Genomic DNA, 14,726 nt, shown 5'->3' with positions numbered 1-14,726 from the left:
TTATTTTTCTCCTTTAAGTATAGGACTTACTCCTTTATAAATAAGCATTGTGAAAACTGAGATAATAAGTCCCTTTATAATATTTGCGGGAATTGCACTGAACAAGATTACATCCAGCTTTGTCTTTATAAATGGTATTATTTCTGAAAATGCAGCAATCACCTGCTCTAAAGGCATGAATACGCTGTACATCGGAAGAAGTACAAAATAGTTAAGAAGTCCGGCGACTACCGCCATAACTACGCTTGCTAATATACAAGCAACCAAAGCTGTTTTCTTGGTCTTTCTTCTTTTGTAAATAATCCCCGCGGTGAATACAAAAGACGCTCCCATAAAAAAGTTTGCAAGTTCTCCTATACCTCCGGTATTGGTAGAAAACATCTGAAGCCCGTTTTTAATAAGCTCTATTATTACTCCAGTTATGGGACCGAGGGCGAATGAGCCTATAAGAGCGGGTAAATCAGACAGATCCATCATCGCAAATGACGGCGACAGAGGCATCGGGATTTCCAAAAATGCCAGAAGGAATGATACCGCACTAAGCATTGCGGTAACTACCATAACTCTTACATTGATTTTTGACTTTGTCTTTTGTGTTGTTTTTTCATTAATGTTCTCCATAATTCTCCTTATAAACAGATATGAGGTGAATTTAAAAAACGCCCTTTGTACTAAAACAACAGGGCGGTTTCTTATCATATCTTCTTTCATCCGGACTTTACCGTCGGTCATGGAATTTCACCATGTCAGCTTTTCGCTCGCAGACTTTACTGCCGGTCAGGAATTGCACCTTGCCCTGAAGATAACTTTTAAAGTTATTTAATTTATGTAATCACGATTTAGCATAACTGGAGGATCAAGTTAAATCTTTGATTACTTTTTTATTATACATTTTTTTTACTTGGTTGTAAATATTTTACATTGATAAAATAAGTTTATAATTATTCCAAATTAAGATATAAGTATTTATCTATACTTTTATTTTTTTTATTGATATAACTTTTATCATATTTACTTCCTATTTTATAATCAATAGGATATTTAAATATCGGTCCGTCATAAACAAAAGAGTGATATTCTCCGTTCTCGCCGCAGATATCCGCATTTGAAGGGAAACTTGAAATAAAATCATCGTCGATGATTTTTCCTATAAAACTCTCATCTACTATTTCAGCATTTAATGAAGTTATGACAGCCTTAAATCCTAAGTCTATGAATTCTCTCATGATTTCTTTTGTATTCATACCCCAAAGAGGAAATACTGCATTTATCCCTGATTTTGTGCACTTTGCTTCTCTTGACTTTTTTAGTTCTTTCAGATGTATATCTCCAAAAACAGAAGTAAAAATATCCTTATCTTTAAATTTATTTATCTCAGTTTTCATCTTAGTGTTATAAGCCCTTTCGGTTTTGTAATCCGATAAATCTATCGTTGTGAGCGGGATACCTATGGAAGTCGATTGTTCTTTTAATAAGTTTAAATTTACTTCATGCATCGGTATTTTTTTATTATTAACAACAGTAAATAAAGATTTGATATCATATTCGTTTGATTTCATCACTTTATACAATGCCAATGAAGAATCTTTTCCGCTGCTCCAATTAAAAAATGCTTTTTCCATTTTACTATTCCTATATGTGTTCATTTATTTTTAAATATTATATTATTAAAAGCAATTTAAGTAAATAAAGAGAAATGAATATTTAATACATAATCGAATGGGGATTAAAAAACAAAAAAACAGCACAGTTTTCCTATGCTGTTTTAATTATACTAAACATAATTCTTTAAGTTCGGGAATGCATCTTTACCGATATACTTAGCCTTTTCTCCAAGATTTTCTTCTATCCTAAGGAGCCTGTTGTATTTACAAACCCTCTCTGTTCTGGAAGGTGCCCCGGTTTTTATCTGTCCCGCATTAAATCCAACGGCTAGATCGGCGATAAAGGTATCTTCTGTCTCTCCCGATCTGTGAGAAACGATAGTGGTATAACCGTGTTCTCTCGCAAGCTTCATGGTACTTAGGGTTTCCGTAAGGGAACCGATTTGGTTTACTTTCACAAGTATAGAATTTCCCGCTCCCATTTCAATACCTTTTTTAAGTCTCTTTTCATTTGTAACGAATAAATCATCTCCAACAAGCTGAACTTTATTTCCTATTTTGTCAGTGAGAACTTTCCAGTGCTCAAAGTCATCTTCGAATAATCCGTCTTCGATTGAGATTATTGGATATTTTGTCGTAAGAATTTCATAATAGGTAGTCATTTCTCCGTATCTTCTGTTCTCGGTCTCATAGAAATACGATTCCTGATTTTTATCATATATCTCACTGCTCGCAACGTCTAAGGCAAGAGAAATATCCTCTCCCGCTTTATACCCTGCATTTTCTATCGCCTTTAATATAAGCATTATAGCTTCTTCCGCACATTCAAGGTTAGGTGCAAATCCACCTTCGTCACCTACGGAAGTACATAAGTTCTGAAGCTTTAGGATATCTTTCAATTTATGATAAACTTCACTGCCCATTCTAAGAGCTTCTTTAAACGAAGAGGCTCCGTGAGGAACTATCATGAATTCCTGGATATCTACGTTATTATCCGCATGCTTACCGCCGTTTAAAATATTCATCATAGGTACGGGAAGTACGCATGGATCTTTTATATCGGCAAGTCTGCCTATATATTCATACAGGGGCATATTTTGACTCTTTGCAGCAGCTCTTGCACAGGCAAGGGAAACACCCAAAATAGAATTCGCTCCGAGCCTTTCTTTGTTTTCTGTTCCGTCAAGTTCAAGCATAGCCTCGTCTATTCCCCTTTGGTCGCTAGCGTCTCTTCCCAATAGTATATCCCTGATATCTTTATTTACGATAGCCACGGCTTTCAAAACACCATTGCCTAAGTATCTGTTTTCATCATTATCTCTAAGTTCAACGGCTTCAAATTTTCCCGTCGAAGCCCCTGAAGGTACACTTGCAATGGCACTTACACCATTTTCCAAACATACTTCGACTTCCACCGTCGGGTTTGCTCTCGAATCAAGAATTTCTCTCGCCTTTAAACTAACAATTTTTGTATTACTCAATTTAAAATCCTCCTTTTGCAATTTAGTTTTAGCAAAAACAGGGATAATATACACTTTGAACTAATGTATGATTTAATTACGATGATCGGTTATAATAAAATTTGGCACACTTTTCGTTAGTTATCACAAATATATTGTAAAAAAATATTGATTTGCCAATAATTCTCTACCTTTTTACCAGATTATAATACAAATAAAGAAAAATTCACTAATTTAAAATTTATTTTAGGGGATAAAAAATATATATTTCAATAACAGCAAAAAAACTACCAAATATGGTAGTTTACTTTATTAAATGTATTTGTAAATTTAAATCTATAAAATAATCGTTATTTAACCATATTATCTATTTCTCTTTACATACCAAAACACACTCCGAAAGCAGCTTTCCTTGAAGCAGATACTTTTCTTTTATTTTAAAACCATTATCCTCAATAAAATTCATATACTCTCGGGATTTCCATTTATGAAATGTCTTAAAACCTGCTTTTTCCATAAACCATAGGCGGATTTTATCTACTTTTCCGTCATAGACAAATGTAGGTGCAATCAAAAGTCCGTCTTTTTTAAGTACACGTTTTATTTCATCAAGTGCCTTATTTGGATTTGGCATTATATGAAGTGCATTGGCAATAAGTACAACATCAAAAACATCATTTTTATAACTAAGAGATGTAGCATCCTGGACTTCATAAGTGATATTTTTATTATTAAGACGCTTTTCTGTTTCATAAAGCATTTTTTCGGAAAAATCCGTTGCAGTCCAGCTATCTGCTTCATCAGCAAGCAAACGAGTAAGCTGTCCCGTACCGCATGCCAGCTCAAGAACACTTTGCTCTTTACTTAATAAAGGTCTTATTTTCTCACAAAGTGTGTTATATAATCCTTCGTTCCCTTTTTCCTGAAATGATGTATAAAGCTTTGCTGTTCTTTCCCAAAACTTTTTGTTCGATTTATCAGCCATAAAACATAGTTCTCCGTTTCATAGTAATAAGTTAAAAATATATTACTTATTTATTATGATATTAATAACTCTTTGTCAAATAAATAGTTATTATTTAAAAAAAATGTAAACATATTAAAATCATTTTTATATCAAAGAATAAAAATAACATATATTAGCCTAATGATTTAAATATTTACTGTTTCCGTAACCTAAAATCAGCATAAATATATTACTTAAAAAAATAAGTCCCAAAGTAAACGATTTGCTTTTATTAAACTTCTTTCCCAGTTTTATGTACATCATGATATATAAAACCAAATCAGCTATAGGTATAAAGAAAAGGAACATATACCACCCGGAGCATAAGGTTATTTTACAAAGTGTATATGTACCATAAAAAGGTATCAAAGCTTTCCACCCTTTTTCTCCCGCTTTCTCAAATACTTTCCGCCTTGCAAGAACCGTTAATACAATTAAAATCAAAGGGATAACAAAAGTTATCCAAGGAGAGATCCACAGTATATCAGCAGAAGCTTCCCATCCTGTGTCTAATGTATTTGAACTTATCCAGCCGACATCAATAGTTTTAAGGTTTAACCCCACCGTTCTATTTAACAGTAACGTATAAATATCCTTAAGATAAATCCATACATAATTAACAGAAATATATGAAATTTCAAGAACACTTCTTATCAAGTAATATGTAAAATTGAAAGATATCATATTTACACTCCTCTTTTAAAATATTTTTAATTTGCTGAAGAAATATGCTTATCTTTTGATACACCAGCACATAAATATTTACTCTTTCCAAATGCCAATATAAATAAAAATATTGGCGTAAATAAAGTAAGCCCCAGAATAAATAACTTGCCTTTACCAAACTTTTTACCTAATTTTATATATGTAATTATATACATTATCAAATTGATATAAGGTATAAAGAAAAGAAGCATATACCACCCGAAACCGAAGGTTATTTTACAAAGTGTATATGTACCATAAAAAGGTATCAAAGCTTTCCAGCCTGCTTCTCCCGCTTTATCAAAGATTTTCCACCTGGAAATTAAAATTATCAAAAGAATGATTAAAGGCAAGATGATTGGGATAAATATAAAATCAAAAAACTTGCCAAAGCTGATAATATCAAACATAGACTCACTGCTCCAGCCTATATCTATCGATGTAAGCCCCATATCACCTCCGAATTTTATTAGATATAAGCTATAAAGCATATCCAAATATTCAAGAACCAGATTTCTTGCAGCATAAGCGTAGTCACAAATATAATAAACTGCGTTATTGATGATATTCATATACTCAAAATACATTTTTTAACCTCTTTTATATGATTTTTATTACTTCTTTAAGTCAAATCTGCTTTTACCAAACCCCAATATAAGAATAAATATAGGATTTAAAGTTATAAGCCCCAATGCAAACAATTTCCCTCTATTGAAAGCCTTTGCTAATCTTATGGATACAATTATATGTATAGAAAAATTTATAATCGGTATATAGTATAAAATAAAGGACCATTTCGGATAACTTAACATTTTACATAAAATATACTTATTATAAACGGGAACTACTGATTTCCACCTATTTTCGCCTGCTCTCATAAATATACGCCATCTCCCCGTTATAATAAAAGGAAGTGATAATATATAAATAGGAAATATAAGTCCCAAATAATAAATCAAAAGGATATAAAACCACCTTTGAAAAGTATCTATCAGGACTTCCCATCGAGTCGGAGCATAAGAACCTGGAGCAAAAACCGTGACCTTAAAATTAAGTTCATCAACTATAAATTGAAATATCTTATTTAACATTCTATTTCACCTTAATTATCATTATCGGTAGCCATTGATAAATATTCACTCTTATTAAATCCCAGTATTATAAGGAAAAACGGGAATAAGAATATCAATCCAAAAGTAAAAGGCTTTTTCAATTCAAACTTCCTCGATAATCCGATACACATCATAATATGAACAGCTATATTTACTATTGGGATAAAAGAAAGTATGCAGTATAAACCTTTATCTATCGCCGTTTTATATAGGACATATCTGCTGTAAAAAGGGATAAATGCCTTATACCCTTTTTCATTTGCTTTTTCAAATACCTTATATCTTCCAAGTATTATAAATGGAAGTAGTACTAAATAAAATTTAACAGCCTTTTCTAAAATCATAAGAAAAATAAGTAAATATAATAAGATATAATCATTTGAAGTTAAAGCAATCCCTGCAAAATCAAATGGAGAAAAAAAACTGTCACTTTCTATCCAGCCTATATCTACACTCGTTAGCTGAAAACCTACGTTATCCACTATCCTCTGCATGATTTCAGTAATCATTATATATCTCCTTCTATAGAATATTTATCGTCTGCGTCATAATAATGCTCTTTTTTATCACTTAATAATACCAAAATAGGAATAAAGACTTCGGGAAGCAATATAAGCCCGATATTAAAAGCTGTTAACTTTTTAAAATATATTCCCGTCTTATAATCTAAATAGATATAAAAAATATCCCTCACATAAGGAACAAAGCATAATATCCAAAGCCAGCCTTTATCCTCTGAAATAACCTTTTTTATAAGTAAATATAAAGAGTAGAAAGGAACTATAAATAAAATCCCTCTATACCCGAGCTTTTCATATAATTTATAATAAACAACACCATAGAAAATCAAATAAAGAATTAAAAATAATAAAATAAAGTAGCCCCAATTCACATTATTGGAAATCAAGTTTTTCATGTAATCAAAGCTACTATCAAAAATATCAATATCACAAAGATACTTAAATAATAATAGGATCATAACTATTCGCCTCTTTTATATATGTAATACAATCATTATACTACAAAATAAGACAAAGTAAAACGAAAAAGAATAAGGTTATCCGATAAAAAAAAGTCAAATTAAAATAATCGAAGCAGAAGTATTATTTTAAAAATCAAAATATCCTAACAAATAGATATTTATTTTTGATTATCATTGATTACTGTCATAAAGAAGGTCAAATATAAAATTATCTTATTTCATTAAATTTTTTAACCCTGAAAATAATAAACTATTAAAAAAAGCTCCCATAAAAGGAGCTTTTTTATATTACGCCGCGATATGAACTATCGTGACTTTTAAATTCTTTTAATAAGGCTTAAACCTTGGATAATAAGATAATTCTTTATAAGAACTATTTTAATACAAATGACTTACCTGTCATATCTTCCGGTTGTTTTATGCCCATCAAATCAAGTACTGTAGGAGAAACGTCACATAAAGCAGCTTCTTCAACTACACCTTTGATTAGTTTGCTTTCAACTATACATTTAACTTTATTAGTCGTATGAGCTGTAAATGGTTTTCCGTCTTCAGACATAAGTTCCGCATTACCGTGGTCAGCTGTGATTATAATGCTGTAGTCATTTTTCAATGCAGCACTTTCAACTTCACCTACACATTCATCAACTGCTTCAACGGCAGCCTTAGCGGCTTCAAATACGCCTGTGTGACCGACCATATCGCAGTTAGCAAAGTTGACTGCAATAAAGTCATAATCTTTATCGTTGATTGCTTCAACCAGCTTGTCCTTTACTTCATAAGCACTCATTTCAGGTTTTAAATCGTAAGTAGCTACTTTAGGAGACGGAACAAGTATCCTGTCTTCCCCTTTGTATTCTTTTTCGATACCGCCGTTGAAGAAATAAGTTACATGAGCATATTTTTCGGTTTCGGCGATCCTTAGCTGAGTATATCCGTTATCGCTTAAATATTCACCTAATGTGTTTGTGATAACTTGAGGTTTGAATGCGATTAGTACATTTTTAAAGCTTGCATCATAATTTGTAAATGTAACAAATGTCAAATTCAAGTCTTCTTCTCTGTCAAATCCGTCAAAATCAGCTTCTACCAAAGCTCTTGTTATTTGTCTTGCTCTGTCGGGTCTGAAGTTAAAGAAGATAACGCTGTCATTCTTAGAGATTTTAGCGCCTTCACCAACTATCGTAGGAAGTACGAATTCATCTGTAGTATCGGCGTCATAAGAAGCCTGCATAGCATCAGCTGCACTGTCTGCTTTTTCTCCGATACCGTAAACCAAAGCGTCATATGCTTTTTTTGTTCTTTCCCATCTGGTATCTCTGTCCATTGCATAGTATCTTCCCGATACAGTAGCGATTTTACCTACACCGATTTGCTTGATTTTTTCTTCAAGTTCTTCGATATAGCCTTTTCCGCTCATAGGAGGAGTATCTCTACCGTCCATATAGCAGTGGATATATACATCTTCAAGTCCTTGTTTTTTAGCCATTTCAAGCAAAGCATATAAATGTTCGTTAGATGAATGAACTCCGCCGTCTGATACAAGACCCATCAAATGAAGAGCCGAGTTATTCTTCTTAACATTTTCTACAGCTTTTAAGAATTCTTCATTAGTAAAGAAATCTCCGTCCTGAATTGATTTTGTAATTCTCGTAAGTTCCTGATATACGACTCTTCCCGCACCAAGGTTTAAATGTCCTACTTCACTGTTACCCATTTGTCCTTCGGGTAAACCAACGCTTAAACCGCTGCAGTTAAGGAATAAGTGAGAGTTATCTTCCCATATCCTATCCAAGTTTGGTGTTGAAGCACTATATACTGCATTACCTTCATGGCTTTCAGAATAGCCATAGCCGTCTAATATCATTAATAATACTTTATTCATGTTCCACCTATTAAGCTTCTTTATAATTAACTAAAGTAACAAAATCAGCTTTTAAGCTTGCTCCGCCGACTAAAGCGCCGTCGATATCGCTCATTGACATCAATGCTTTCACATTACCCGCATTAACGCTTCCGCCGTAAAGAATTCTCATTGCATCGGCAACTTCTTCACCGAGAAGTTCTTTAACAAGTTTTCTGATATATCCGCATGCTTCGTTTGCTTGTTCATCGGTAGCCGTTTTGCCTGTTCCGATAGCCCAAACAGGTTCGTATGCAAGGATGATTTTCTTAGCGTCTTCTTTAGAGATACCTTCAAGCATTTTTGTAGTTTGTTCTTTTAATACATCAAAAGCTTTTCCGCTTTCTCTTTCTTCTAAAGTTTCTCCGACACAAGGGATTGGTATCAAGCCTTTTTCCAAAGCTTTTTTAGTCTTTAAGTTTACGCCTTCATCAGTTTCGTTAAAGTATTGTCTTCTTTCGCTGTGACCGATAATAACGTATTTACAGCCTGCTTCGATAATCATATCGGCTGTTACTTCTCCTGTGTAAGCACCGCTTTCTTCGAAGTACATATTTTGTGCACCGATACCAACGTATGAACCTTTTGCTGCTTCCACAGCCGCAGGGATAGTCATATAAGTCGGGCAGATAACTACTTCAGGATCTGCCACATTGATTTTATCTAAAAATTCATTAAAAAACTCTTTTGCTTCAGCCGCTGTTTTGTTCATTTTCCAGTTGCCGGCTATTACTTTTGTTCTTGCCATTTATACTCTCCTTTTACTTATCTGTAATGTTTATTTATCGTTTGCTGCAACTACGCCCGGAAGATCTTTTCCTTCAAGGAACTCAAGGCTGGCACCGCCGCCTGTAGAGATATGAGTCATCTTATCTCCGAAACCAAGTTGGTTAACGGCTGCTGCTGAATCTCCGCCCCCGATTATCGTTGTAGCGTCTGTTTCAGCTAATGCTTCTGCTACAGAAATAGTACCTTTTGCAAGGATAGGATTTTCAAATACACCCATAGGTCCGTTCCAAACTACTGTCTTAGCTGATTTTACTGCGTCAGCGAATAATTTTGCAGTTTCGGTACCGATATCAAGTCCCATCATATCAGCAGGGATTTCATTTGAAGGCACTACTTTGATTTCGATTTCGGCATCGATTGGATTTGGGAAATCCTTTGTGATCGTAGTATCTATAGGAAGTAAAAGTTTTTTACCAAGCTTTTCGGCTTTTTCCATCATTTCTTTACAGTAATCTAATTTTTCATCATCTACCAAAGAAGTACCGATTTCGTATCCTTTAGCTTTTAGGAATGTATAAGCCATTCCTCCGCCGATGATCAAAGTATCACATTTTTCAAGAAGGTTAGCGATAACGTTTAATTTATCCGCAACTTTAGCTCCTCCGAGGATTGCTACGAAAGGTCTTTCTGGATTATTTACCGCATTACCTAAAAAGTCGATTTCTTTTTGCATTAAATAACCTACAACGGCTGTGTCAACATATTCTGTAACACCAACGTTAGAACAGTGAGCTCTGTGAGCTGTACCGAAAGCGTCGTTAACAAAAATATCGCATAATGAAGCTAAGTCTTTGCTTAATGCTTCTCCGTTTTTAGTTTCTTCCGCTCTGTAACGTGTGTTTTGAAGAAGTACTACATCTCCTTCTTTCATGTCAGCAACTGCTTTTTTTGCATTTTCCCCTACTACGTTATCATCAGCCGCAAAAACAACTTCTTTACCTAATTTTTCAGATAATCTTTTTGCAACAGGTGCAAGTGATAATTCAGGCTTAGCTTCTCCCTTTGGTTTACCGAGATGAGAACATAAAATAACTTTACCGCCGTCTTTCATAACCTTTTCGATTGTAGGAAGAGCAGCGTTTATTCTGTTTTCATCTGTGATTTCTCCGTCCTTTAAAGGTACATTGAAGTCACATCTTATTAATACTTTTTTTCCTTTGACATTTATATCATCTACTGATTTTTTATTTAGCATCTAATATGCTCCTTTCAAAATTTTGTAAATAAAAAGGTCCGGGCCAGTAACGATCCCGGACCCATTTTGGATCTTTGTAAATTGTACTTTAAGTTGATTAAGCTAATTCTGAGAAGTATTTGATTGTTCTTACCATTTGGCTTGTGTAAGAATTTTCATTATCATACCAAGATACTACTTGAACTTGTGTATCACCGTTTTCCATTGGAGATACCATTGTTTGTGTAGCGTCGAATAATGAACCATATCTCATACCTACGATATCGCTTGATACTAATTCTTCTTCTGTGTAACCGAATGATTCAGTTTGAGCGTTCTTCATAGCTTCGTTGATTTGTTCAACTGTTACGTTACCTTTAACAACAGCTACTAAGATTGTTGTAGAACCTGTTGGTGTTGGAACTCTTTGTGCAGAACCTATTAATTTACCGTTAAGTTCAGGGATAACAAGACCGATAGCTTTTGCAGCACCTGTTGAGTTAGGAACGATGTTAACTGCAGCTGCTCTTGCTCTTCTGAAGTCACCTTTTCTTTGTGGTCCGTCAAGAGTCATTTGGTCGCCTGTGTAAGCATGAATTGTGCTCATGATACCAGATTGGATTGGAGCTAAGTCGTTAAGAGCTTTAGCCATTGGAGCTAAACAGTTTGTTGTACAAGAAGCTGCAGAGATAACTGTATCTTCAGGTGTTAATGTTTTTTCGTTTACGTTATAAACGATTGTTGGAAGGTCATTACCTGCTGGAGCAGAGATAACAACTTTTCTAGCACCTGCTTTAACGTGAGCTTCTGCTTTAGCTTTAGATGTATAGAAACCTGTACATTCTAATACTACGTCTACACCGATTTCTCCCCATGGAAGTTTTGCAGCGTCAGCTTCAGCATAGATTTTAATTTCTTTGCCGTCGATGATGATTGAATCATCTGTAGCTGAAACTTTATCAGCAAGAGCGTATGTTCCTTGTGATGAGTCATATTTTAATAAATGTGCTAACATGTCCGGAGATGTAAGGTCATTGATTGCAACTACTTCATAGCCTTCTGCACCAAACATTTGTCTGAATGCTAACCTCCCAATTCTACCAAATCCGTTAATAGCTACTTTTACTGCCATAATAAAATTCCTCCTAATATTATAATTATTTTATTTTTTTGAAGTCTTGATTTATTTTATTTTCAGACCTCATTACGTAGCAAGTTTAAATTAGCCCCAATATTCGAGCATAAATTGAACTTTATCAGTATTATATATAAATTAATCAGTAAAATCAATAATTTAAATGAAAAAATGAAACAACTTTTTTATAAATTTATCGTTGTTTCATTTTATTTTTGATAATCTGTTACAAATGCCCGCTTTTTTTCGTTTTTACATTATGAAAAAAGCTTACAATATATAACAAAACTATTTTTAAGCATTCTCTTTTTCAAATTTTTTCATGAATTCCACTAATTTTTCGACGCCTTCTATCGGCATAGCGTTATAAATGGAAGCTCGCATTCCTCCGACGGTCCTATGTCCTTTTAAGTTGACGAAGCCTGCTTTTGTAGCTTCGGCTACAAATTTAGCGTCTAAATCTTTATCTCCCGTAACGAAAGGAACATTCATAAGAGAACGGTCTTCTTTTACAACCGTGCCCTTAAACATCTTGCTTTCATCCAAATAATCGTAAAGTATTTTAGCTTTCTTTTCATTGTGTTCTTTCATTGCTTCTAAGCCGCCTTTACCTTTAAGCCACTTGAATACTTTTCCGCAGATATAAATACCATATGCGGGAGGTGTGTTGAATAAAGAGTCATTATCAGAATGAGTTTTATATCTAAGCATTGTAGGGACTTTTTCATCAATTTCTTCATCTGACGGAATAAGGTCTTCTCTGATTATTACTATAACAACACCAGCGGGACCGATATTCTTTTGTACCCCTCCGTAGATAATGCCATATTTTTCAACGTCTACAGGTTCAGATAAGAAACATGAAGATACATCGGAAACCAATGTTTTTCCTTTTGTATTTGGAAGTGTATGATATTTTGTTCCGTAGATAGTATTGTTTTCACATATGTATACATAGTCCGCATCATCATCTATATCAAGATCACTTACATCCGGAATATATGAATAAGTCTTATCTTCACTTGAAGCAATCGCTTTAGCGTTACCGTATTTTTTAGCTTCGCTAAAAGCCTTTTTTGCCCACTGACCTGTTATTATGTAATCTGCTACTTTGTTTTTCATAAGGTTCATAGGTATCATTGCAAATTGCTGACTTGCACCGCCTTGTAAAAATAATACCTTATAATTATCGGGAATGTTCATTAAATCTCTTAGATCCTGTTCTGCCGTCTTGATGATTTCATCGAACCACTTCGAACGGTGACTCATTTCCATTACAGACATCCCGCTTCCGTTATAATCAAGCATTTCTGCCGCTGCTTCTTTTAATACTTCTTCCGGTAATACAGCCGGACCTGCTGAAAAGTTATATACTCTGCCCATTTAATTTTATCTCCTTTTTCTACTATTATTACTATTATTGTATTTTATATTTTATGTATGAATAATCCGCTTCTTAGTTTTGGCTCGAACCATGTTGACTTCGGAGGCATTACCATATTTGCGTCAGCTACTCCGAATAAATCATCCATAGTTACCGGATAAACGGCAAAAGCTGCTCCGCCGAATTTATCCGCTCTTTCCTGTAATTCTTTCAAACCTCTTATCCCTCCGACAAATTCAATATTATCATTGGTCCTTGGGTCATCTATACCAAGAATTGGACCTAAAAGATTTTCCTGAAGTATATCCGCATCAAGGCTCTTGACAGGATTTGTTTCATCAAAAGTACCTTTTTTAGCGGTAATAAGATACCACTTACCCTCTACGTACATTGAAAAGTCATGCTTCTTACTTGGTTTTATTATTTCATCACTCGGTTCACTTATTTCGAATTTTTCTTTCATTTTACTAAAGAATTCATCTTTATCAAGTCCGTTAAGACTTTTTACTACTCTGTTGTAATCCATTATAGAAAGCTCATCGCTGTCAAACACTACGGATAATATATAGTTATATTCTCTGTCTTTATCATCCCCCGCTTTTTCTCTGAGTCTCTTACCCACTTCGTAAGATGAAGCTGTTCTGTGATGACCGTCCGCTATATATAAGTAATCTATATCATTATAATATCCTCTTACTTTTTCTACATCTTCTTCATTGTCAACGACCCATAATATATGGCTTATACCGTCATCGGAAACAAAGTCGTATACCGGTTTATTGTTCTTGGTGAAATCTTCTATGAAACTATGTACATTTTCATTATGTCTGTGAGCGAAGAACACCGGTTCGGTATGAGCCGAACACGCAAGGAAGTTATTTATCCTGTCCACTTCCTTTTCGGGTCTTGTAAACTCATGTTTCTTGATTATCCCCTGTTCGTATTCGAATGTGGAACAGCATCCGCAGATACCTGTCTGCACTCTGCCGTCCATGATCTGTCTATATATGTAGTAAACTTCTTTATCTTCTTGTTTCAAGTATCCTTTTTGCAAAAACTTATCGAAGTTTTCTCTTGCTTTTTCATATACTTTTTCATCATGAATATCTACACTGTCGTCTAGATCTATATCGGAGCGTACAATATGTAAAAAGGACTTTTCATTTTTGCCCATTTCCCTTGCTTCATCCCTGTTCATTACATCATAAGGCAGACAGGACACATCTTCTACATATTTTTCATCGGGTCTTATCCCCTTAAATGGTTTTAATACTGCCATAAACTCCTCCTAAAATTTTTATTAAACTAAATGATATCATCACTTAAAGATAACTTCAAGAATTTTGAGAAAATTTTCATAAAAAGTTGAAAGTTTTGTCAATTTAAGATAAAATTTCTAAAGAAAATTATTTTATATCTATACAAGAAAGGAATTTAAAATGAGTACAATAGCAGATATAGCAAAAGAAATT

At 33.9% G+C, this 14,726-nt stretch carries 15 protein-coding genes and 1 riboswitch; all 15 genes read right to left on the bottom strand.

Annotated features, from left to right (window positions below; all coding sequences use genetic code 11):
• Positions 1 to 621, bottom strand: a complete 621-nt coding sequence (locus NSA01_RS08275) for an ECF transporter S component (RefSeq protein WP_257481001.1) — start codon at positions 619 to 621, stop codon at positions 1 to 3.
• A gap of 74 nt (positions 622 to 695) precedes the next feature.
• Positions 696 to 808: riboswitch (FMN riboswitch) on the bottom strand.
• Between the two features lie 133 nt (positions 809 to 941).
• The gene (locus NSA01_RS08270; protein ID WP_257481000.1) at positions 942 to 1,622 is read right to left on the bottom strand and encodes a diphthine--ammonia ligase; all 681 of its coding nucleotides are present in this window, start codon (positions 1,620 to 1,622) and stop codon (positions 942 to 944) included.
• Between the two features lie 152 nt (positions 1,623 to 1,774).
• Positions 1,775 to 3,085 carry a phosphopyruvate hydratase gene (gene eno / locus NSA01_RS08265; RefSeq protein WP_257480999.1) on the bottom strand — a complete coding sequence of 437 codons (1,311 nt, stop codon included), beginning with the start codon at positions 3,083 to 3,085 and terminating at the stop codon, positions 1,775 to 1,777.
• Between the two features lie 346 nt (positions 3,086 to 3,431).
• Complete coding sequence (locus NSA01_RS08260) at positions 3,432 to 4,049, bottom strand: class I SAM-dependent methyltransferase (RefSeq protein WP_257480998.1); 618 nt, start codon at positions 4,047 to 4,049, stop codon at positions 3,432 to 3,434.
• A gap of 159 nt (positions 4,050 to 4,208) precedes the next feature.
• On the bottom strand, positions 4,209 to 4,754 hold the full coding sequence (locus NSA01_RS08255) for a DUF5684 domain-containing protein (RefSeq protein ID WP_257480997.1): 546 nt from the start codon (positions 4,752 to 4,754) through the stop codon (positions 4,209 to 4,211).
• 26 nt (positions 4,755 to 4,780) lie between these two features.
• Positions 4,781 to 5,362, bottom strand: coding sequence for a DUF5684 domain-containing protein (locus tag NSA01_RS08250; RefSeq protein WP_257480996.1), 582 nt, complete (start codon positions 5,360 to 5,362; stop codon positions 4,781 to 4,783).
• A gap of 27 nt (positions 5,363 to 5,389) precedes the next feature.
• A complete protein-coding gene (locus NSA01_RS08245) occupies positions 5,390 to 5,866 on the bottom strand; it encodes a DUF5684 domain-containing protein (protein WP_257480995.1) in 477 nt (158 codons plus the stop codon).
• An 11-nt stretch (positions 5,867 to 5,877) separates the two neighbouring features.
• Positions 5,878 to 6,396 carry a DUF5684 domain-containing protein gene (locus NSA01_RS08240; RefSeq protein ID WP_257480994.1) on the bottom strand — a complete coding sequence of 173 codons (519 nt, stop codon included), beginning with the start codon at positions 6,394 to 6,396 and terminating at the stop codon, positions 5,878 to 5,880.
• Positions 6,396 to 6,866: a DUF5684 domain-containing protein gene (locus NSA01_RS08235; protein ID WP_257480993.1), complete on the bottom strand. Its 471-nt coding sequence runs from the start codon at positions 6,864 to 6,866 to the stop codon at positions 6,396 to 6,398. The genes NSA01_RS08240 and NSA01_RS08235 overlap by 1 nt, the downstream gene beginning before the upstream one ends.
• A gap of 376 nt (positions 6,867 to 7,242) precedes the next feature.
• Positions 7,243 to 8,754: a 2,3-bisphosphoglycerate-independent phosphoglycerate mutase gene (gene gpmI, locus NSA01_RS08230; protein WP_257480992.1), complete on the bottom strand. Its 1,512-nt coding sequence runs from the start codon at positions 8,752 to 8,754 to the stop codon at positions 7,243 to 7,245.
• Between the two features lie 10 nt (positions 8,755 to 8,764).
• A complete protein-coding gene (tpiA, locus tag NSA01_RS08225; RefSeq protein WP_257480991.1) occupies positions 8,765 to 9,520 on the bottom strand; it encodes a triose-phosphate isomerase in 756 nt (251 codons plus the stop codon).
• A 30-nt stretch (positions 9,521 to 9,550) separates the two neighbouring features.
• Positions 9,551 to 10,756, bottom strand: a complete 1,206-nt coding sequence (locus tag NSA01_RS08220) for a phosphoglycerate kinase (RefSeq protein WP_117532061.1) — start codon at positions 10,754 to 10,756, stop codon at positions 9,551 to 9,553.
• A gap of 97 nt (positions 10,757 to 10,853) precedes the next feature.
• On the bottom strand, positions 10,854 to 11,867 hold the full coding sequence (gene gap / locus NSA01_RS08215) for a type I glyceraldehyde-3-phosphate dehydrogenase (RefSeq protein WP_257480990.1): 1,014 nt from the start codon (positions 11,865 to 11,867) through the stop codon (positions 10,854 to 10,856).
• A 297-nt stretch (positions 11,868 to 12,164) separates the two neighbouring features.
• Positions 12,165 to 13,253 (bottom strand): 3-phosphoserine/phosphohydroxythreonine transaminase, encoded by a 1,089-nt coding sequence (gene serC / locus NSA01_RS08210; RefSeq protein ID WP_257480989.1) that lies wholly within the window; start codon positions 13,251 to 13,253, stop codon positions 12,165 to 12,167.
• Between the two features lie 44 nt (positions 13,254 to 13,297).
• Positions 13,298 to 14,533, bottom strand: a complete 1,236-nt coding sequence (locus tag NSA01_RS08205) for a DUF1015 domain-containing protein (RefSeq protein ID WP_257480988.1) — start codon at positions 14,531 to 14,533, stop codon at positions 13,298 to 13,300.
• Positions 14,534 to 14,726: the final 193 nt, after the last annotated feature.

The organism is Anaerofustis stercorihominis (assembly GCF_024623185.1).
In the GTDB taxonomy this organism is placed as follows: domain Bacteria; phylum Bacillota; class Clostridia; order Eubacteriales; family Anaerofustaceae; genus Anaerofustis.
The sequence above is the reverse complement of the archived record's forward strand: the minus strand, read 5'-3'. Positions and strand labels throughout refer to the sequence as shown.